The 20,850-nt window shown below is 41.7% G+C and carries 19 protein-coding genes; 11 read left to right on the plus strand and 8 right to left on the minus strand.

Annotated elements, in window-relative coordinates; genetic code table 11:
* Positions 1–35: 35 nt before the first annotated feature.
* From ABLB96_RS02385 to ABLB96_RS02400, 4 genes are read left to right on the plus strand one after another with little or no spacing between them, the layout of a single operon-like run.
* Positions 36–572, plus strand: coding sequence for a M23 family metallopeptidase (locus ABLB96_RS02385; RefSeq protein ID WP_348897323.1), 537 nt, complete (start codon positions 36–38; stop codon positions 570–572).
* A gap of 9 nt (positions 573–581) precedes the next feature.
* Positions 582–827 (plus strand): hypothetical protein, encoded by a 246-nt coding sequence (locus ABLB96_RS02390; RefSeq protein ID WP_348897322.1) that lies wholly within the window; start codon positions 582–584, stop codon positions 825–827.
* Between the two features lie 30 nt (positions 828–857).
* Positions 858–1,418, plus strand: coding sequence for a DNA-3-methyladenine glycosylase I (locus ABLB96_RS02395; protein ID WP_348897321.1), 561 nt, complete (start codon positions 858–860; stop codon positions 1,416–1,418).
* A 39-nt stretch (positions 1,419–1,457) separates the two neighbouring features.
* Positions 1,458–2,486: an NAD(P)-dependent alcohol dehydrogenase gene (locus tag ABLB96_RS02400; protein WP_348897320.1), complete on the plus strand. Its 1,029-nt coding sequence runs from the start codon at positions 1,458–1,460 to the stop codon at positions 2,484–2,486.
* Between the two features lie 2 nt (positions 2,487–2,488).
* On the opposite strand, the gene ABLB96_RS02405 is transcribed toward ABLB96_RS02400, so the two are convergent.
* Positions 2,489–3,913, minus strand: a complete 1,425-nt coding sequence (locus ABLB96_RS02405) for a PLP-dependent aminotransferase family protein (RefSeq protein WP_348897319.1) — start codon at positions 3,911–3,913, stop codon at positions 2,489–2,491.
* 90 nt (positions 3,914–4,003) lie between these two features.
* On the opposite strand from ABLB96_RS02405, the gene ABLB96_RS02410 reads away from it, so the two are divergent.
* Positions 4,004–4,378: a hypothetical protein gene (locus ABLB96_RS02410; RefSeq protein ID WP_348897365.1), complete on the plus strand. Its 375-nt coding sequence runs from the start codon at positions 4,004–4,006 to the stop codon at positions 4,376–4,378.
* Here ABLB96_RS02410 and ABLB96_RS02415 read toward each other — a convergent pair.
* Positions 4,362–5,264, minus strand: a complete 903-nt coding sequence (locus tag ABLB96_RS02415) for a LysR family transcriptional regulator (protein ID WP_348897317.1) — start codon at positions 5,262–5,264, stop codon at positions 4,362–4,364. The two genes, ABLB96_RS02410 and ABLB96_RS02415, sit on opposite strands and share 17 nt — an antisense overlap.
* 120 nt (positions 5,265–5,384) lie before the next feature.
* On the opposite strand from ABLB96_RS02415, the gene dkgB reads away from it, so the two are divergent.
* Both dkgB and ABLB96_RS02425 read left to right on the plus strand, forming a co-directional pair.
* Entirely contained in the window at positions 5,385–6,188 is an 804-nt protein-coding gene (dkgB, locus tag ABLB96_RS02420) for a 2,5-didehydrogluconate reductase DkgB (protein ID WP_348897316.1), read from the plus strand.
* Positions 6,189–6,192: 4 nt separating this feature from the next.
* Positions 6,193–7,383: an MFS transporter gene (locus tag ABLB96_RS02425; RefSeq protein ID WP_348897315.1), complete on the plus strand. Its 1,191-nt coding sequence runs from the start codon at positions 6,193–6,195 to the stop codon at positions 7,381–7,383.
* Positions 7,384–7,425: 42 nt separating this feature from the next.
* Here the strand turns inward: ABLB96_RS02425 and ABLB96_RS02430 are convergent, their stop codons facing one another.
* Both ABLB96_RS02430 and dapB read right to left on the minus strand, forming a co-directional pair.
* Positions 7,426–8,079: an START domain-containing protein gene (locus ABLB96_RS02430; protein WP_348897314.1), complete on the minus strand. Its 654-nt coding sequence runs from the start codon at positions 8,077–8,079 to the stop codon at positions 7,426–7,428.
* A gap of 51 nt (positions 8,080–8,130) precedes the next feature.
* A complete protein-coding gene (dapB, locus tag ABLB96_RS02435) occupies positions 8,131–8,952 on the minus strand; it encodes a 4-hydroxy-tetrahydrodipicolinate reductase (RefSeq protein WP_348897313.1) in 822 nt (273 codons plus the stop codon).
* 184 nt (positions 8,953–9,136) lie between these two features.
* On the opposite strand from dapB, the gene ABLB96_RS02440 reads away from it, so the two are divergent.
* On the plus strand, positions 9,137–9,499 hold the full coding sequence (locus ABLB96_RS02440) for a hypothetical protein (RefSeq protein ID WP_348897312.1): 363 nt from the start codon (positions 9,137–9,139) through the stop codon (positions 9,497–9,499).
* A gap of 114 nt (positions 9,500–9,613) precedes the next feature.
* Here ABLB96_RS02440 and dnaJ read toward each other — a convergent pair whose 3' ends face one another.
* The 4 genes from dnaJ to ABLB96_RS02460 form a co-directional block, all read right to left on the minus strand.
* Positions 9,614–10,726 carry a molecular chaperone DnaJ gene (dnaJ, locus tag ABLB96_RS02445; protein WP_263612597.1) on the minus strand — a complete coding sequence of 371 codons (1,113 nt, stop codon included), beginning with the start codon at positions 10,724–10,726 and terminating at the stop codon, positions 9,614–9,616.
* 104 nt (positions 10,727–10,830) lie between these two features.
* On the minus strand, positions 10,831–11,208 hold the full coding sequence (locus ABLB96_RS02450) for a hypothetical protein (protein WP_348897311.1): 378 nt from the start codon (positions 11,206–11,208) through the stop codon (positions 10,831–10,833).
* 139 nt (positions 11,209–11,347) lie between these two features.
* Entirely contained in the window at positions 11,348–14,473 is a 3,126-nt protein-coding gene (locus tag ABLB96_RS02455; protein WP_348897310.1) for an efflux RND transporter permease subunit, read from the minus strand.
* Positions 14,470–15,576 (minus strand): efflux RND transporter periplasmic adaptor subunit, encoded by a 1,107-nt coding sequence (locus tag ABLB96_RS02460; RefSeq protein ID WP_348897309.1) that lies wholly within the window; start codon positions 15,574–15,576, stop codon positions 14,470–14,472. The genes ABLB96_RS02455 and ABLB96_RS02460 overlap by 4 nt, the downstream gene beginning before the upstream one ends.
* Positions 15,577–15,725: 149 nt before the next feature.
* Here ABLB96_RS02460 and ABLB96_RS02465 point away from each other — a divergent pair, with 149 nt between their 5' ends.
* From ABLB96_RS02465 to ABLB96_RS02475, 3 genes are all read left to right on the plus strand, one after another.
* The gene (locus tag ABLB96_RS02465; protein ID WP_348897308.1) at positions 15,726–16,349 is read left to right on the plus strand and encodes a TetR/AcrR family transcriptional regulator; all 624 of its coding nucleotides are present in this window, start codon (positions 15,726–15,728) and stop codon (positions 16,347–16,349) included.
* A 171-nt stretch (positions 16,350–16,520) separates the two neighbouring features.
* Complete coding sequence (ppc, locus tag ABLB96_RS02470; RefSeq protein WP_348897307.1) at positions 16,521–19,205, plus strand: phosphoenolpyruvate carboxylase; 2,685 nt, start codon at positions 16,521–16,523, stop codon at positions 19,203–19,205.
* Between the two features lie 298 nt (positions 19,206–19,503).
* Positions 19,504–20,799, plus strand: coding sequence for a solute carrier family 23 protein (locus tag ABLB96_RS02475; RefSeq protein ID WP_348897305.1), 1,296 nt, complete (start codon positions 19,504–19,506; stop codon positions 20,797–20,799).
* Positions 20,800–20,850: the final 51 nt, after the last annotated feature.

The raw sequence follows: 20,850 nt of genomic DNA on the forward strand, positions 1-20,850 counted from the left end.
AATAATTTTGATATGGCTGTGATAGGGAGTATTTTGTGCGACGTTTTGTTTCTCACTTCTCACTTGGTTTTCTCATTATTCTTTTGGCTGCCTGTGCCAGTGCGCCTAAAAAACCTGCTCCGCTTTCACCAGCTCAAGTCAGCAAACTTAAGAGTATGCAGCTCCCAAATCGACTGCCTGTACCCGTAAAAGGCGTCGATCGAGATGAATTAAAAGACACATGGGGAGCTGCTCGGAGTCAGGGCCGTAGTCACGAAGGAATTGATATTTTGGCTCCACGTGGAACCAAAGTGTACAGTACGACCGAAGGTATCGTTGCTGACCTTCGCAATAATAACCTCGGTGGCAAAGTCATCTGGATTTTAGGCCCTGCGGGGTCATGGCATTATTACGCTCATCTTGATGGTCATAAACGTGGCCTAAATGTAGGTGACTATGTCAAAAAGGGCGATCTAATTGGCTATGTCGGCAATACGGGCAATGCACGTTATACTTCACCACATCTACACTATGGTCTTTATCTAAATGGTAAAGGGCGTGGTGCTGTTAATCCTTATTCATATTTACGCTAGGAACATTTTATGTCGGAAGCGCTGATCAATCGCTTAGTAGAGTTTGCCGAGTCTGGTAACCAGCAAAAGATCATTTTAAATGGCAATAGCTATCAAGGCTGGATCATGGAAATCAGCGATGATGCCCTACTGATCAGTACCGGTTTTTCAGATAAAGTGGGCAAAGACTTTTGGTTAAAGTTTGAAGACTTAACTCAAGCCGAACTATATTATTGGGATACTCGCCCAAATGAATGGGTGTTATTTCAACTTTAAAATTCCAAGATAAATATAAGGAGCATCATCATGAAAACTCAACGCTGCGGATGGTGTTCCAACGACCCTCTTTATATTGCCTATCATGATAAAGAATGGGGAAAACCGGAACACGATGAAGCTCGACTATTTGAAATGCTTTGTCTTGAAGGCCAACAAGCTGGCTTATCATGGATTACCGTACTAAAAAAAAGAGAAAGTTACCGAGAGCATTTTTTTAATCACCCTATTGCAGATATTGCTTCATTTACAGATGACTTTTTGGAACTAAAATTATCCGATGCTGGTTTAATTCGTCACTTAGGTAAACTCAAAGCCATTCGCGATAACGCCATCGCTTGGCAAGCGCTTAAAGCACAAGTGGGTGATGTTCCTACATGGCTTTGGCAGTTTGTAGATGCGACGCCTCAACACAATGATGTTGTCGATTACCGACAAGCCCCTGCTCAAACTGAGCTGAGTGTAAGACTTTCTAAAACCCTTAAAAAGAATGGTTTCAAATTTGTTGGCCCAACCACCTGCTATGCTTTTATGCAAGCAGTAGGCATGGTCAACGATCATGAAAACGATTGTCAATTTAAAGTTTCATAACCCACCAAAACGGTCCAAATCCGCTTAAGGAGTTTCCCAATGAGCAATAATATGGTTCAGGCTTATGCTGCAATGCAGGCAGGTGAGAAACTGGTTCCTTACCAATTCGATGCAGGTGAATTACAACCGCATCAGGTAGAGGTAAAAGTTGAATATTGTGGTTTATGTCATTCTGATATTTCTGTTTTGAACAATGAGTGGCGTTCAACTGTGTACCCTGTGGTTGCAGGCCATGAAATTATTGGACGAATTGTTGCTTTGGGTTCAGAAGCCAAAGGTCTAAAAATTGGGCAACGTGTCGGCATTGGCTGGACTGCTGAAAGTTGCCAAGCCTGTGATGAGTGTATTGGTGGTCAGCAAGTACTTTGTACAGGCGGAAGTGTTGCAACAATTGTGGGGCATGCTGGTGGCTTTGCCGATAAAGTCCGTGCAGGCTGGCAGTGGGCTATTCCTCTCCCTGACGATTTAGACCCAGAAAGTGCAGGTCCTCTACTTTGCGGTGGAATTACCGTTTTTGACCCATTACTCAAACATAAAATTCAGGCAACACATCACGTGGGTGTGATTGGTATTGGTGGCTTAGGTCATATCGCCATTAAGCTACTCAAAGCTTGGGGCTGTGAAATCACGGCGTTTAGTTCTAATCCAGATAAAACGGAAGAACTCAAAGCCATGGGAGCCGACCATGTCGTGAATAGCCGCGATACCGACGCAGTAACAGCACAAAAAGGGAAATTTGATTTATTGCTCAGTACCGTGAATGTGACCTTAAACTGGCGTGCTTTTATTTCTACGCTAGCACCACATGGTTCTTTGCACTTCTTGGGACTCACCCTTGAACCTGTTCCTGTTTCGGTCGGCTCTCTTATTGGTGGTGCTAAGTCAGTAACAGGCTCACCTACAGGTTCACCTGCAGCACTACGTCAACTTTTAAAGTTTGCTGCCCGTAAACAAATTGCGCCTCAAATTGAACTGTTTCCAATGTCACAGCTCAATGAAGCAATTGAACGTCTACACTCAGGTCAGGCACGCTACCGCATTGTGCTTAAAGCAGACTTCGCAGAATAAAACTAACTGACTGTCTTCATCTGTTGTCGTGACCAGTCCGCCAAGTCTTTAATCGCTTGGCGGACATCTGCTGTTAATTCATGTCCTGCATTTAAACGAATAAAGTGCCGATAGCGTTCATCCTCACCAAACACATGACCGGGAACGACGGTAACTCCGTGAGATTTTGCAGTGTAATAGAGCGTTAAACTGTCTACAGTTTGAGGTAACTGTATCCATAATGCATATCCCCCTTCTGGTTGGTTCAATGCAATTGGAATGCCTTCAAAGGCTTTTAAAATACAGCTACGGTACTGCTCGACTTGGCGCATTAAATTTGGTCGTAGTTGCTCTAAATGCTCTCGATAACCACGACTATAAATAAAGTCTGCCAAACCCAACTGTAACGGCGTATTCACCCCAATATTATTTGCCCACAGCTCAAGTCTTAAATGCTGTGCCTTTGAGCTTAAACAAAACCACCCAACCCGATATGCACTCGACAGCGACTTAGAAACCGATCCACACCAAATGACATAACCTTCACGATCCCAATAACGAATCGGTAGCGGACGTTCATTGCTGTAACCACATTCACCAAAAATATCGTCTTCAATAATAAAACACTGATACTTTGCAGCTAGTTCGGCAATTTTTTGTTTTTCTGCATTACTTAAACAATATCCCAAAGGGTTTTGATAGTTGGCTGTCATTAAGCAAACTTTAGCTAAACCTTGCTTCATAAATGATTCTAAGCGCTCAAGATCAATGCCACGATGGTGCGCCGGAATTTCAATAATCTGCCGTTTTAAGCCCGCTAAAAGTTGTAATTGACCATTAAACGTAGGCGTGGGAATCAAAATACTATCGCCTACTTCTGTTAGATGCTGAATCACCAAAGACAAAGCAGGCATACAACCGTTAGTAATAAAAATATCTTCTGTTGCGATAAAAATGCCATCTTCACGCCAATGATCAGATAGTGCTTTTCTTAACTGCTCATGGCCTTGTTTATTACAGTAGAGAAAGTCTTGAGGCTGACAATTTTTTAAAGCACGTTGGATAGAACGACGTAAACCTTCTATAGGAATAAAATGTGGCGTTAATTGAATCGAACCTAAAGGTACGAGATGACTTTGTAAGGCAGCTTCTTGAATTTGATTATGCAACTCCAGATTTGAGACTTGCCGAGGTAAAGACAAAAAATCCGGGCTATCAGGAATAGGGCTAGATGGTGTCCGAGCAACCACAAAATAACCTGACTTCGGTTTTACATAAATGAGTCCCCTCGCCTCAAGTAACTCATAACAACTTTTTGCTGTACTTAAGCTAATGCTGTGCTGACGCGCAAAATCTCGTAAAGAAATAAGCTTCTGATGAGGCTTCAGCTCATCTTGATAAATACGATGTGCTAATTGATTAGCAAGAACCTGATATTGGAAAGTCATTCTGTGCTGCTTTTTTAAAAATTTCTGTATCTGTACTGGTTTATAGAACACCTTTAGGCTATACAAATCAACTCAGTGAGTAGCAAGATGATGAAATTAAAAGCTATATTTTTATTTACTATTGTTTTAGCAGGTTGCCAACCGCAACCAAAAAATGAGCAACACAGATACCTTGTTTGCCAAAGCTTAATTGAAGGTTATTTAAAAATGACTAACCAGCAAGATTACAAATTAGAGCAACGCACAAATGATACGGCCAATACGATTTCTCATTATCAATATAAGCGTAATAGCTCAAATGAAGTTGTAATGGTAAATTCGGTTGATTCCAAATTATATTTTAGCTGCCGAGAACAGCAAAAAAGCTATTTTCTGTTTCAACATTCATCACAAGGACAAACTACTCCTATTTTAGAAGTTCATTTTCCAAGTGATGTCTATGGTACTTTTAGAGACAGGTTTTAAAGCCATCTTTTAACTGTTCTGCCAAAAACTCAATAAATAAACGGATTCGTTTTGGTAAATGCTCTTGTTGATAATACACAGCATGGATGCTCTGATATTGATGTTCTATTTGGTCTTCAAATAATGCGATTAATCGTCCTTCTTGTATATCTTTCCAAATTTCAAATTCAGATAGCCGTGCAATACCGTGCCCTCTAATCGTGAGTTGGCGTACCGTCTCACCACTCGAGGCTTTAATTTTTGAGTGGGCAAAAAAATACTCATCACCAACTTTAATTGGCCAACTATTAATATAATTAGGTCGAGTGAAACCAATCAAATCATGGTGTTCAAGTTCTTGAGGCTGTGTCGGTGTGCCCTTAATGGCTAAATAATCTGGGCTTGCCACAATATATAAACGACTCTTACACACTAATTTGGCGTGAAGACTCGAATCATTAAGCTCTCCAAATCGAAACGCCACATCAGTCTTATGCTGCAATAGATCAATTACCTGATCATTACTATTTAGTTCAATTTCAATATCGGGATAGCTTTCACGGAACTTATGCATTAATGGCGCAATCACGTGCAAAACGAACGGCGTTGCCGAATCAATGCGAATAAGACCAGCAGTCCCCTGATCAGACTTTTGTAATTCTTCTTCAGCAGCATTCAGCTCATTTAAAATTTTACGAGCCTTGATGAGAAACTGCTGCCCTTCTTGGGTGAGTTTCAACTTACGTGTCGTTCGCTCTAACAATGTCACCCCTAACTTTGCTTCCAAACGTGTAAGAGAACGACTTATGCCTGAAGGTGTTTGTTTTAAATGTTCTGCTGCGGCGACAAAGGAACCTGTATCAACAATTGTGATAAAGGCAACCAGTTCTTCAATTGTTGATTTCATGGCTTATTCTATTATTGACTAATCATCAAAGATATTTTGCTTATTCATCTATTTTTTCGCAACAATAATCCAAGCAAAATGCACCTCAAGTTAAACAATGATTTAAATTCAGGTGAACACATGAATATCCCTCGTTTTGGTCTAGGAACTTTCCGTCTAAAAGAACAAGCGGTGATTGATTCTGTTAAAAATGCGCTAGATGTAGGTTACCGTGCAATTGATACCGCTCAAATTTATGACAATGAAGCAGCGATTGGTCAAGCTATTGCCGAAAGCAGTGTGTCACGTCAGGACTTATTTTTAACCACAAAAATCTGGGTAGATAATTTTGCAGAAGATAAGTTTATTCCAAGCTTAAAAGAGAGCTTAGAAAAGCTTCGTACTGACCATGTTGACCTCACTTTGATTCACTGGCCGGCACCAGATTTAGGCGTTTCAATTCCTGAAATCATGCAGCTTTTACTTGAAGCAAAACAACAAGGTCTTACCAAACAAATTGGTATTTCAAACTTCAATATTGCACTTACCCAACAAGCGATTGATACGATTGACGTAGAGCATATTGCAACCAACCAGATTGAGCTAAGTCCTTATCTTCAAAACCATAAACTTGTAAATTTCTTACAAGAGAAAAATATTGATGTCACTTCATATATGACGCTTGCATATGGCAAAGTGCTTCAAGATCCTGTGTTAGCTGAAATTGCAGCAAACCATAAAGCAACAACAGCACAAATTGCACTGGCATGGGCATTGCAACGTGGTTTTGCAGTTATTCCATCTTCGACTAAGCGTGAAAACCTGATGAGCAATTTAAAAGCGCAGGATATCGAGTTAACTTCAGCTGAAATGCAACTGATTGCCGAACTTGACCGTAACAGTCGTGAAGTTAGCCCAGAGCCATGGGCACCAGTTTGGGACTAAACTCATGAACACTCAATCAAATACAGCGTTCTCGCTACTGGCATTGGCGATTGGTGCCTTTGCCATTGGTACCACTGAATTCTCTCCAATGGGATTGTTGCCAAATATCGCTCATGATTTAGGGATATCAATTCCAACGGCCGGAATGTTAATTACCGGTTATGCACTGGGCGTCATGCTCGGTGCCCCATTTATGACTCTCTGGTTTGGTGGCTTTGCTAGACGTAATGCGCTTATTTTTCTCATGGCGATCTTTACGGTAGGTAACCTAATCGCAGCGTTTGCTCCAAGCTATATGAGCTTATTAGGCGCACGTCTTATTACGAGCCTAAATCATGGTGCTTTCTTCGGGATAGGTTCAGTGGTAGCCGCCAGTATTGTGCCTGCACATAAGCAGGCCAGTGCCGTAGCAACTATGTTTATGGGCTTAACCATTGCCAATATTGGTGGTGTACCATTGGCAACATGGGTTGGGCAAAATATTGGCTGGCGTATGTCTTTCCTTGCGATTTCCTTGCTTGGTGTTATTACCATGCTCGCGTTATGGAAAGCACTGCCATCAGGTATGGTTGCTCAAAAACCAAATGTGAAAGCTGAGTTAAAGGTATTAACGCGCACTCCTGTGGTTCTTGCATTACTCACCACCGTACTCAGCGCAGGTGCCATGTTTACGCTCTATACCTACATTGCGCCAAGTTTGACTGAGTTTACTCATGCTTCACCGACCTTCATTACTTTCATGTTGGTATTAATTGGTGTTGGTTTCTCAATTGGTAACCACTTAGGTGGTCGCTTTGCAGACTTATCCATCAACAAAACTCTCATTGGCTTCTTGGTTCTGTTGATTGTCATGATGGTGATTTTCCCAATTCTTGCACAAAGCCAAGTGGGAGCAGCCATTGCCTTAGTGATCTGGGGTGCAGCAACCTTTGCTTTAGTACCGCCATTACAAATGCGTGTAATGTCTGTTGCTCATGAAGCCCCGGGACTCGCCTCTTCTGTAAACATTGGTGCATTTAACTTAGGTAATGCAGTCGGTGCAGCAGCTGGTGCTTTAGTTCTCAATTTAGGTTGGGGCTATAGCGCAGTATCGTTTGCTGGTGCATTGCTTGCTGGGTTAGGTTTGTTATTGGTTTTATTCCAAATCAAACGAGAAAACAGCCCGACACAAGCTTTACAGCAATGTTCAGATTAATAAAAAAAAGCGCCTGAGATCAGGCGCTTTTTTTCTTGTTTATTATTTTAAAATCTCGGGCAATTTAGGCTGCTCATAAATCGGGTTCATTACTTCCCGCTTCATTTTAAGCAGCATTTGATATGGTTGCTGCTGAACAAACATATTTACAAAGCTCAAAGGAATTGAACCAGCCGGGTCTGCATAGCCACTGGTCGTTACTTTAACTTTGTTATTCGCTAACTTCTGGAACGTCCATTCACCTTCATAACGGGTTAAACGAACCACATCAGGTTGAATCGGATAATTACTATTAATCGCTGTGTTCTTAATCGTAATGACGCCATTAGCAGCTTTACTCATTTTTCCTTTAACTACCACATCGCGGTCTTTCAGGGGAAAAGGAAAATCTAACACCATATATAAAGTAAATTCGCCCTTCTTCTCATCCTGCGAAAGCATTTCAACTTTACCCATATAAGGCACCCATTGCGCTGCACGTTTTACATCTAAAATCACTGCTACAGCACGCTCAATGGGCACATCAAAGGTTGTCTCTGCTTTATATTGAAAGACTGGATTATCAGCCTTTTGATAGGTCCACACTTTAATATGATTACGGTCAAGGCTGAGTTTAGCCTTGTCTGTAGAGGCAGCCCCTGTATAGAGGCTGCTTAAGCAAAGAAGAGTGGTCAAAGCAATTTGTTTTTTATTCATGTTCTGCTCTATCTTGTTTTTCTCGCCACATATGGGAGGTGTACAGATGGTTTACACCTGTACGTCGTTCAACCCTAAAACATCTTTCATGTCATATTTGTGCGCTTCACGACCTACAACCCATGCAGCAGCTCGTACTGCACCAGCAGCAAAGTTCATACGGTTAGTGGCTTTGTGAGTCACTTCAACTCGCTCACCCTCACCAATAAACATGACAGTATGTTCACCCACAATATCGCCACCACGGATGGTTTCAAAACCAATCGTCTGACGGTCACGTGGACCGGTATGCCCTTCACGACCATAAACAGCAACTTCTTTTAAGTTACGGCCTAAAGTATCCGCAATTGCCTCACCCATCATGAGTGCTGTACCAGATGGTGCATCTACTTTATGACGGTGATGAGCCTCAATCACTTCAATATCTACTGTATCGCCAAATACTTTTGCTGCAAGCTCAAGTAACTTGATTGATACATTTACACCAACAGAATAGTTTGCAGCATATACAACAGGTATGTGTTTTGCCGTTTCATCAAGCTGAGCTTTTTGTTCATCGGACATACCCGTTGTCCCAATGACTATAGCAACCCCAGCTTCACGACATAGCTTTAGATGCTCAGATGTTGCAGCAGGAGTAGAAAAGTCAATTACGACATCACAGTCTTTAAGAACATCAATCAAGCTTCCTGTAAGCTTCACTCCAATTGAACCCACTCCTGCAAGTTCACCAGCATCAGCACCGATTAAAGTACTTTCTGGACGAACAACAGCGGCTCCCAATTGATAACCTGCTTGTTGAACTGCCTGAATAAGTATACGACCCATACGGCCGCCTGCACCCAAAATACCAATGCGTGGAGCTGCTGACATAATCCTTCTCTATCTTCGTTTTTACGTAATTGGCTTACTATATCAAAACTCTTTGCTCACGATAAAAAGTAAAAAATATTTTTTAAGATGAACTGAAATTTAACTGGTTTTCACAAAAGTTAAAGAATTGATCTGCACACTACCGAGCCACGAATGAAAAAAAGATGACTATAAGGAGTTCAGCATGCATTCGAAAATTATAGGCTTAATAGCCATGGGGATGATGAGTTCAATGGCATTTGCAGAGCCTGCAATCCAGCCAGGAGACACATTAGAAAGTTTATCTAAAGCACGCATTACCACGAGCGTAAATACTCAAGCAGTAACATCTACAACTCAACCGAGTGTAGCAAGCAACACGAATGCTGAAGTTAAAGTGGAAGATATTGACCCGATTATTGAAGAAAAAACTGCACAAGCAGAAACAGTAAAAGTAGCCGTACAACCCGTTACTCCAACTACTGTAGAACCTGTAGTTGCTCCAGTTGTATCTGATGAACTCAGCGTAAGTGTTGCCGATATTGATGTTGCTCACCCGACAGAGTAAGCGGTAGTTATTTTCTTTTCAGCAGAATAAAAATAATAAGATGAATCAGCGCAATAAAAAGGCGGATATCTTATCAATATCCGCCTTCTTTTTAACTTCTGATCTAATCAATTATTAATCGAATAAGCGATCAAAGAATGATTTTTTCTTTGGTGAAGATGCACTGTCTTCGCCATCAAATGATGCTTGTAATTCTTTGAGTAATTCACGTTGACGAGACGTTAAGTTGACAGGTGTCTCTACCACAATACGGCAAAGTAAGTCACCCACCATACTGCTACGTACAGGGCGAACACCCTTACCACGTAAACGGAATAATTTACCTGTTTGAGTTCCCTCAGGAATCTTCAAGCTAACGCGGCCTTCCAAAGTCGGGATTTCAATTTCTTTACCAAGTGCAGCATCAGCAATGCTTACTGGTACGTCCATATATAAATCGGCGCCATCACGTTGGAAAATTTCGTGTTCGCGAACAACCACTTCAACGTATAAGTCGCCCGCTTGACCATCACGAATAGCCTCGCCTTTACCACTTAAACGAACGCGGTCGCCATTATCTACACCCGCAGGAATAGTAACTTCCAAGGTTTGCTGACGATCAGCTACACCTGAACCATGACATGCATGGCATGGGTTTTTAATGATTTTGCCTTGGCCACGACATGTGCCACAAGTTTGTTGTACAGAGAAGAAACCTTGCTGCATACGTACTTGTCCTGAACCATGACAAGTTTTACACGTTTCTACATCTTTTGGATTTTGAGAGCCTTTACCATCACACACATCACATGGTGCAGGAGCAGTAAAGGTAATTGTTTTCTTAACCCCTTTTACAGCTTCCTCAAGGGTAAGTTCCATTACATAGCGTAAGTCTGAACCGCGACGTTGGCGTTGCTGACGTCCGCCGCCACCAAACGCTCCACCAAAGATATCACCGAACTGGCTGAAAATATCTTCTGCACTGAAACCGCCAAAGCCACCACCAGCGCCACCAAAGCCGCCTTCAAATGCATTATGTCCCATACGGTCATACATGCTGCGCTTTTCGCTGTCCGATAAAATCTCATAAGCTTCAGAAGCTTCTTTAAACTTTTCTTCAGCCTCGGCGTTGTCAGGGTTTCTGTCAGGATGATATTTCATCGCCAATTTACGATAGGCTTTTTTGATCTCATCATCACTTGCGGTTTTTGAAACGCCTAAAACCTCATAATAATCACGTTTAGCCATGTTTGGCGGTGCTCCTCACGGAAATTTTATCAATACTCTATTGCCGACTAAATGGGGGGCTTTAGCCGAATTTACAAGGGGAAAACTTTCAAAAAACAGATATATTAAAAAACTGCCTTATTTTTTAAATATTTAGACAAGCCTTTTAACCATGCATTTAATAAAAATAACCAAGCAATAGCGCTAAAAACAACACCAGCAACTGTTGATGCCGTTACCCACAGGTTACTGTTCCATGCAAAAAAGAAGAGAGGAATAAACCAGACAACCGCAAAAACTGACATGAAGAGGAATAGTATGCCATTGCGCATAATCCAGAGCGCATGAGCATGAATCCAAACTTCTGCATCATCCACAACAGCTACTCTACGAGCGACCAGATAAGCAAAGGCCGCAAAAATAACCGTAAACAATGCAAGAAACATGAACGCATAAGAAATTACAATATAACGGCGATGCTGTTCGATATGGTCTTGCCCCATCTGTATTTCACCTCAATTCACTGCACTTTGCCTATTTTTTATGCAGTGAAATAATCCTGTATTTTTTGTGTAAAGACAGGTGCTACTATATTGGACTTTTCAATATTTCGCACCTTTATTCACAAAAAATTTATGTATTTTATGCGGTTTTTTTCACCTTAAACCACGCAGCATACAATGCAGGTAAGAAAAACAATGTCAGCATGGTCGCTACAATCAATCCACCCATAATTGCAACGGCCATTGGACCGAAGAAAATACTTCGTGAAAGTGGGATCATTGCTAACACTGCTGCCAAGGCTGTCAAAATAATTGGACGGAAACGACGTACTGTTGCCTCAATAATCGCCTCCCATGTTGGATGTCCGGCTTGCCTATCTTGTTCAATCTGATCAATCAGAATGAGCGAGTTACGCATAATCATGCCCGATAAGGCAATGGTTCCTAACATTGCGACAAAACCAAATGGTTTATTAAACAGAAGTAAGAACAGAACAACCCCGATTAAACCTAATGGCGCAGTCAAGAACACAATGGTTGCCCGAGACAGACTCTTAAGCTGAATCATCAGTAATGTCATCACAACCGCTAAAAACAGTGGCATACCGGCATTAACCGAACTTTGTCCACGTGCCGATTCTTCTACTGTTCCACCGACTTCAATGAGATAGCCGCTTGGTAACTCAGCGCGTAATTTATCCATTGATTCTGCTAACTCACCAACAACGGTAGCTGGCTGCAATTTGGTACGAATATCTGCACGTACAGTAATGGTTGGTAAGCGGTTACGATGCCAAATCAAGCCATCCTCAAACTTATATTCAATTTTGGCAATCTGCGCTAAAGGTACTGTTGTGCCATTCGCTGTTGGTACTGCTAAACTCGATAGTGAAGCGACTTCAACACGCTCGGCTTGATCCCCGCGTAAGCGGATCTCAATGAGTTCGCGCTTTTCACGATATTGTTCAATCGCACTGCCTGTAATAGATGCATTCAGGAAGTTTGCCAAATCGACACTAGAGACGCCCATTTGTCGAGCACGATCTTGGTCAATTTGAATTGAAATAATCTTACTCGGCTCACCCCAGTCCAAATGGACATTGGTGGTATTTGGGTTTTCACCAATCACCTTAGCAACCTGCTGCGCCTCTTTACGTACCAGATTTAGATCTTCGCCTGACACACGATACTGCAACGGATAGCCCACAGGTGGACCATTTTCCAGTAATGACACACGTGTACGAACTTGCGGAAGCAATTGCTTAATTTGAGTTTCCAGCGATCGACGAATTTCATCACGGTCATCAAGAGAAGTAGATAAGACCACAAACTGTGCAAAGCTGGCTTGAGGTAATTGCTGGTCTAAAGGTAAATAAAAACGTGGTGAACCTGTACCCACATAGGCCACATAGTTATCAATACCTTTTTGTTTAGACAGGAACTTTTCAACCTTTTTCACCGCTTGTTCTGTCGCGGTTAAAGAAGCACCTTCTTCAAGTTTTAAATCGACTAAAATTTCGGTACGGTTTGAAGGTGGGAAAAACTGCTGAGGAACCATTTTAAACATCAGCACAGAGAGCACAAAAATCCCAACCGTTGTCGCAATTACAGTTTTACGATAGGTCACACAAAACTCGACCATTTTTCTAAAACGTAAATAGAAACTAGATTGATAAGGATCGTAATGATGGTCCTGAGAAATCTCGACTGTTTGTGGTTGCGGTTTTTTCGTTAATCTTGCCCATAAACGGACATACCAAGGCGCTTGATGACCTGTTTTAGAAAAATCAGGCAGTAGTTTTTCACCCAAATAAGGCACAAATAAAACTGCCGCAACCCAAGACACCAATAACGCAATCGTCACCACCTGAAAGATCGAGCGCGTGTATTCACCCGTACTAGACTGCGCTGTAGCGATAGGTAAAAAGCCTGCCGCAGTAATTAGTGTTCCTGTCAGCATTGGAAATGCTGTGGTTTTCCAAGCAAATCCGGCGGCTTTAATTCGGCTATAACCCTGCTCCATCTTAATTGCCATCATTTCAACGGCAATAATGGCATCATCGACCAGCAGACCTAAAGCTAAAATTAGGGCACCAAGCGAAATCTTATGTAGGCCGACATCAAATAAATTCATGCCAGCAAAAGTCATCGCTAAAACCAATGGAATGGAAAAAGCGACAACTAAACCAGTACGGAAACCTAAAGAGAAAAAGCTCACGAGCAAAACAATAATGATTGCTTCAGCGAGTACTTTCACAAACTCATGAATACTGCGTTGTACTGCTACAGGTTGGTCAGACACCTTCTGTAGTTTCATGCCTAAAGGTAAAGTTTTTTGCAGTTGGGCAAATTCCGTTTCCAGATTTTTACCTAGAGCAATAATGTCACCACCCTTACGCATAGACACGGCAAGACCAATACCATTTTCACCCATAAAACGCATACGTGGTTGAGCTGGCTGACTAAAACCACGATAGACATCAGCAACATCACCCAACTGGATCGTTTTGTTCCCTACCAATAGAGGTGTTTTCTTAATTTCATCAATATTTTGTAAATGTCCACTCACTCGAATTTGGATTCGGTCTGTGCCCGTTTCAAAAAAACCTGCACTTGCCATACTATTTTGCTTTTGTAAGGCTTCTTGAATTGCAGAAAGAGGAATACCGAGTTGAACCGCTTTGGTGTTGGAAATCTCAATCCAGATTTTTTGATCTTGTAAGCCAATCAATTCTACTTTGCTGACGTCCTTGACTCGCTGAAGCTGTAATTGCAAACGATCGGCATATTCTTTTAAAAGTGCATAGTCAAAGTCTTTGCCTGTCAGTACATAAATATTACCGAAAGTATCGCCAAACTCATCGTTGAAAAATGGTCCTTGCACACCGCTTGGTAATTCGGTGCGAATATCATTGACCTTTTTGCGTACGTTGTACCAAACATCAGGAATTTGGGCAGAAGTGAGAGAGTCCTTGGCAACAAACGTAACCATTGACTCACCCGGACGGGAGTAAGCCATAATCTTGTCATACTGCCCGGTTGTCATCAGCTCCTTTTCAATACGATCGGTCACCAGCGTTGAAACTTCTTTGGCAGTCGCTCCAGGCCAGAATGTTTTAACGACCATCACTTTGAAGGTAAATGGCGGATCTTCACTTTGAGATAATTTTGAATAAGAAATTGCCCCAATAATGGCGAGCAGCAACATAAAATAAAGGACAATCCCTTTATTATTCAGTGCCCATTCCGAGAGATTGAATTTCATGGCTGCGCTGCTCCCTGAACCTTCACCGCACGGTTTTCACGGTCAATCGGGTGAATCTTCTGCTTATCGCGTAGCAAATGCACACCACCAATCACCACCCAATCATTTGGTGTCAAACCAGATAAAACTGGTACGCTGTCTCGGCCGTATGCACCAATCGTCACGGGTACTTTACGTAAAGTTTGATTTGTATTTACGACCCATACATAAGGTTTATTATCTGTTGCTGAAACACTCGAAAGTGGAACACTCATCACATTAGCTTTAGTCGAGCTAAAAAATACACGCGCACTTTGCCCAAGCTGAATAGTAGATTGACCTTCTTTGAGTGCAACTTTGACCGTAAAGGTGCGGGACTGATCAGCCGCAGGAGAAACTTCGCGGACATATCCGGCAAATTTTTCATTCGGTTTAGACCACAAGGTAATCCACGCCGCTTGCCCCACTTTAATCTCGGCAACAGCTTGTTCTGGTACGCCGATGACCACTTCACGTTCACCATCAATTGCCAATTGATATGCCGCTTGCCCTGCTGCAACGACTTGTCCAATTTCTATATTCCGCGCTGTAATCACCCCGTTTTTATTAGAAACAAGTTGGTTATAACCAGTTTGGTTTGCAGAAACTTCATAGTTAGAGCGGGCTTGTTGTAAAGCTGCTTGCGCCGCGTCGTACTGATTTTTGACCGTATCAAATTGTGAACGGCTTACTGCATTTACAGGTAATAATTGTTGAAAACGTTTAAGTTCATCCGATGCTGTTTTCGCTGCTGCTTGTGCGTTCTGTAATTGGGCTTTGGCAGCATTTAATTGTAGCTGTGCATCTGCTACATCGAGTTTTGCTAACACTTGCCCAACTTTAACTCGGTCTCCTACATCTACATAGCGAGCCGTAACTTGTCCACCCACACGAAATGCCAAGGCTGTTTGTTGTCGAGCCTGTACATCGCCTGCATAACTTTTTAGTTCGTTTAGTGTGGTCGAAGGTTGCGTCACCATCACATAGGGTATTTCTTCTGTTTTGGGAGCCTCTTTACTACACCCCATTAATGTGACCGTGCAAACAATCACCATACTCATGATGAGAGGTTTTAACAGATTCATATCTTATCGCTCTTATTCAAACTGGTTTTTTAAGGCACAATATGCTTGCATAATAGTTTGTTTGTTTTTTAATTAATATACCCATGGGTACATTAATTAAAGAAAAACTTATAAATATTTATTTTTTTGAAGTTTTATTAGAGGGTTTTGTGCAAACAGTTAATCAAAGTGGTCGCCCTAAAGATCTGGAAAAACGTGCTCGTATCCTACAGGCCGCTAAAGCTATTTTTTTAAAATCCGGCTATCACGGTACGAGCATGAACCAGATTGCACAGGAAGCAGGTGTTACTAAACTCACTGTTTATAATCACTTTCAAGATAAAGCAAACCTGTTTATCTGTGCCATTCAACAAACATGCGAAGAGACGCTGAATACTAAACAATTTGAATTAGATGCATCAGCAGACTTTTATCAAGCCCTTTTTACTGTGTGTTCACGTGCCTTACAAATTATTTATTCACCTGAAGCACTCAAGCTTGAACATGTATTATTTGAGCTTGCAGCAGAACAAAGCCCATTGGCTGAACAGTTTTTTAATGCATCTCATACCCGACTTCAAAATCAGTTGGCTGCATTCTTTCAACAAGCGGCTGAATTAGGTTTTATTCAAGCCGATGACCCGACTTATCAAACAGAGCTTCTTTTAACTTTGTTGCTTGGTGTACGTCACCATAAGGTTCTACTTAGAATTATTGCTGTACCTACTGCACAAGAGCTTGAGCAAATTATTCACGATGCAATCACTTTATTCTTGCTCAAGTATTGGAATTAAACCAAAGTCCGATTGTCAAAAGTTGCACTGAGTGCATGCCCTCGTTCAAGCCGCTATAAGCGAATTAAATGTTATTTTTTAAGCAAAAATTCACATTTTCTTACGCTCAAAGCTTGGAATGTTCGTTAATCGCGCTATATTCGATAAGAATAAGAACAGGAGAAAAATAGCATGGTTCAGCAAATCGATGCGCCACTGCGTGAGGATGTCCGCTTACTTGGTAATTTGTTAGGTGAAACCCTAAAACAACATGCAGGACAAGAACTGTTTAATCAGATCGAGCAAATCCGTGCACTTGCCAAAGGTGCACGTGATGGTCAAGCTGAAGCCGAAAAGCAATTAGAACAATTATTTTTAGAACTGCCCGACGAAGAGCTATTACCTCTTACCCGCGCTTTTTCTCACTTCCTCAATTTTGCCAATATTGCCGAGCAATACCATGTGGTGCGTAGCCGCAGACAGGCAGAGTTTGATTCGGAGGCTAACTCTCCAAACCCACTGGTTCACTTATTTCAAAAATTTAAAGATAAAAGTATTTCGACAGAAAAACTGTTCCAGCAAATTTGTGATTTAAATATTGAACTCGTCCTTACGGCGCACCCAACTGAAGTAAGTCGTCGTACCCTGATTCAAAAATATGACGATATCAATGCTTGCCTATCGCAGCTTGATCAGCAAAAACTCACCCCACGCGAACGTCAAAATGCACTTGCCAACTTAAAACAGCAAATTAGTTCGGCATGGCAAACAGATGAAATCCGTCAGCACCGCCCAACTCCTGTCGATGAGGCAAAATGGGGCTTTGCAACCATTGAGCAAACGCTTTGGAATGCTGTTCCTAAATTTATTCGTGAATTAAATGAGTTGGTGCAAGACAATTGCCAACAAAACTTACCACTCAACATTGCACCAGTACGTTTCGCGTCTTGGATGGGCGGAGACCGTGATGGTAACCCAAATGTTACCCATCAAATTACGCAAGAAGTCTTGTGGTTATCACGCTGGCAAGCAGCTGACCTGTACCTCAGAGATATTGAAAACTTACGTTGGGAGCTTTCAATTCAGACTTGTTCTGAAGAAATGATTCAGGCCATTGGTAGCCAACATGCAGAACCTTATCGTGAATATTTACGTGCGACACGAGAACGCTTAAAAGCGACTCGCCACTGGTTAGCTCAGCGTTTGCAAGGCTTAGAAGCAGACGACAGCAATGTCATTAAAAGTAAAGATGAGCTTTTACAACCGCTATTGCTGTGCTATCGCTCTTTAATTGACAGCAACCTACCTGAAATTGCGAATGGTCAACTACTCGACTTTATTTACCGTGTGAACTGTTTTGGTATTGAACTACTTAAACTCGATATTCGCCAAGAATCAGGTCGTCATCGCCAAGCCATTTCTGCCATTACCGAGTATTTAGGTTTAGGTAATTTTGAGTCATGGACTGAGCAAGCACGCCAAAACTTCCTGATTCAGGAGTTACAAAGTAAACGCCCGCTTTTACCAAAATATATTAACGAACCAGAAGGTAGTTTGATTGGTCACCCAGATGTTCAAGAAGTATTTGCAACCATGCGTACTTTGGCAGACCAACCACCTGAATCTTTAGGGGCTTATATTATTTCTATGGCTGAATATCCGAGCGATGTTTTAGCCGTATTGTTATTGCAAAAAGAAGCGGGCATTCAGCACCCTTTACGTGTCGTGCCTCTATTTGAAACTCTAAAAGATTTAGATGGCGCTGCCACTACCATGAATACGCTGTTCAATATGCATTGGTATAAACAGCATATTCAAGGTAAACACGAGGTCATGATTGGTTACTCCGACTCCGCAAAAGATGCCGGATTCATGTCTGCCAACTGGGCGCAATATCGTGCTCAAGAAGAGCTAACAGCAATCGCTCGTATTCACGGCGTGCAGTTAACTCTGTTCCATGGCCGTGGTGGCTCAATTAGCCGTGGTGGTGCCCCAACTCAACAAGCACTATTTTCACAGCCACCAGGCTCAATCTCTGGTGCAATTCGTGTAACAGAACAAGGTGAAATGATCCGCTTCAAATTCGGTCTAGAAGGTATTGCGATGCAAAACCTTGAAATCTATACCGCAGCAACACTTGAAGCGACATTGTTGCCACCACCTGAGCCTAAGGCTGAATGGCGGGAACTCATGAACCGTATGACAGATCATTCTGTGAAGGTTTATCGTCAAACAGTGCGTGAAAATCCACATTTTGTGAAATATTTACGTACTGTCACACCTGAGCTTGAGTTACAAATGCTACCTCTAGGCTCGCGTCCAGCAAAACGTAAAGTTAGTGGTGGCATTGAGTCTTTACGTGCGATTCCATGGGTATTTGCATGGACTCAAATCCGTTTAATGTTGCCTGCTTGGTTAGGTACTGGCGCAGCCATTAATGAAGTGATTGCCGATCAGCAAAAAGCAACTTTAGATGAAATGCTTCAGCAATGGCCTTATTTCCAGACGCTCATTGATATGCTGGAAATGGTATTGTCTAAATCCGATGCCAACATTGCACTCTATTACGAGTCTCATTTGACTGAAGATGAAGATTTAAAAGTGCTCGGCAACCAGTTACGTCAGCGTTTAAAAGATGCTGTTGAAACCCTACTTGCATTAAAAGATGAATCAAAACTACTAAGCAACAATGAAGTTCTTGATCAATCTATGCAGGTTCGTAAACCGTATTTACTTCCTTTGCATCTTTTACAGGCAGAACTGATGAAGCGTCGCCGCGATTATCTCGCGGAGCGTCAGGCAGAACACACCCCTGTTGATCATGCACTGATGGTAAGTATTGCGGGTATTGCTGCTGGTCTACGTAATACAGGCTAAACTGTTTTTACCGATTGTTTGACAAAGCAGTACATCACTGATGTGCTGCTTTTTACTTGCAAAGTTCCCCATTTTTCATAAATTTTCTCGGATTTTCTATTTTTTTAAATATTTTTTAAAAATCATAAAATTAAGCATTATTATAAAAAAATAACTAATTCCTTATATTTAGAATTCTTAAAATTATACCAATCGTTAAAAAACAATTGCTTTTCACTCACATACTGCTCTCTAGAGATTAAATGCTTTCCCAAGAAAGAGTATCATTGCACCAATTAAAGAATAATGAGCTTATTTTATGTCCAACTGGTTTCCAAAATGGCAGCCTTACCAAGGTGATGTTGACCATCGACCGGTCTCTACCAATGAATATCTCCCACCAGTTCAAAGTGCCATTTTAGGTATCCAACATACATTTGCCATGTTTGGATCTACTGTTCTAGCACCATTACTCATGGGCTTTAACCCTAACCTTGCTATTTTAATGTCTGGCATCTGTACCATCCTGTTCTTTTTAATGACAGGGGGACGTGTTCCAAGTTATTTAGGATCGAGTTTTGCCTTTATTGGTGTTGTTGCAGCAGCGACTGGACATATTACAGGTTCGGGTGCAAATCCAAATCTATCTATAGCGTTAGGTGGAATCGTAGCGTGCGGTATTTTTTATGCACTTATCGGTTTTATTGTCATGCTCACTGGTACACGCTGGATTGAAAAACTCATGCCACCTGTTGTGACTGGCGCCATTGTTATGATTATCGGTCTAAACCTTGCACCTGTTACTATTAAAGGTGTTGCAGGTCAGCCATTTGAAATGTGGATGGCTTTAATTACTGTACTTTGTATGGGTAGTATTGCGGTCTTTACGCGCGGTTTATTACAGCGTCTACTCCTATTGATCGGTTTAGTCTTGGCCTATGTCATTTACGCCATCGCCAGCAATGGCTTAAGTTTAGGCAAACCAATCGATTTTAGCCAGATCGCAGCTGCTACATGGTTTGGAATCCCAAGCTTTTCGCACCCTACTTTTGATACCAAGGCTATTTTAATTATCGCACCAGTTGCACTTATTTTAGTGGCAGAAAACTTAGGGCATATTAAAGCAGTAGGTGCAATGACTGGCGAAAACCTAACACCCCAATTAGGTAAAGCATTTGTAGCAGATGGCTTGGCAACCACACTCTCTGGTGGTGTAGGTGCACCCGGTATGACAACTTATGGTGAAAACATTGGTGTCATGGCTGTCACTCGTGTGTATTCAACCATTGTCTTTGTCATTGCAGGGATCTTTGCAATTTTCTTAGGGTTATCTCCAAAATTTGGTGCAGTGATTAGTACCATCCCAAGTGCAGTACTTACTGGCGCATCTATTGTGGTATTTGGTTTAATTACCATTGCTGGCGCAAAGATTTGGATTGAAAACAAAGTTGATTTTTCAAACAATAAAAATCTGATTGTAGCTTCGGTCACCATTATTTTAGGTGCCGGAAACTTTGAATTGGTATTTGGTAATTTCAATTTAGGCGGTATCGGTACCGCAACTTTTGCAGCCATTATTTTAAATTGGCTATTTAGTTTAAAAGATAAAACCTAAATTCAAAAAGGCAGCGAAAGCTGCCTTTTTTCATCGCTTTTTAGTATGATA

It is taken from the genome of Acinetobacter sp. XH1741 (assembly GCF_041021895.1).
GTDB lineage: Bacteria > Pseudomonadota > Gammaproteobacteria > Pseudomonadales > Moraxellaceae > Acinetobacter.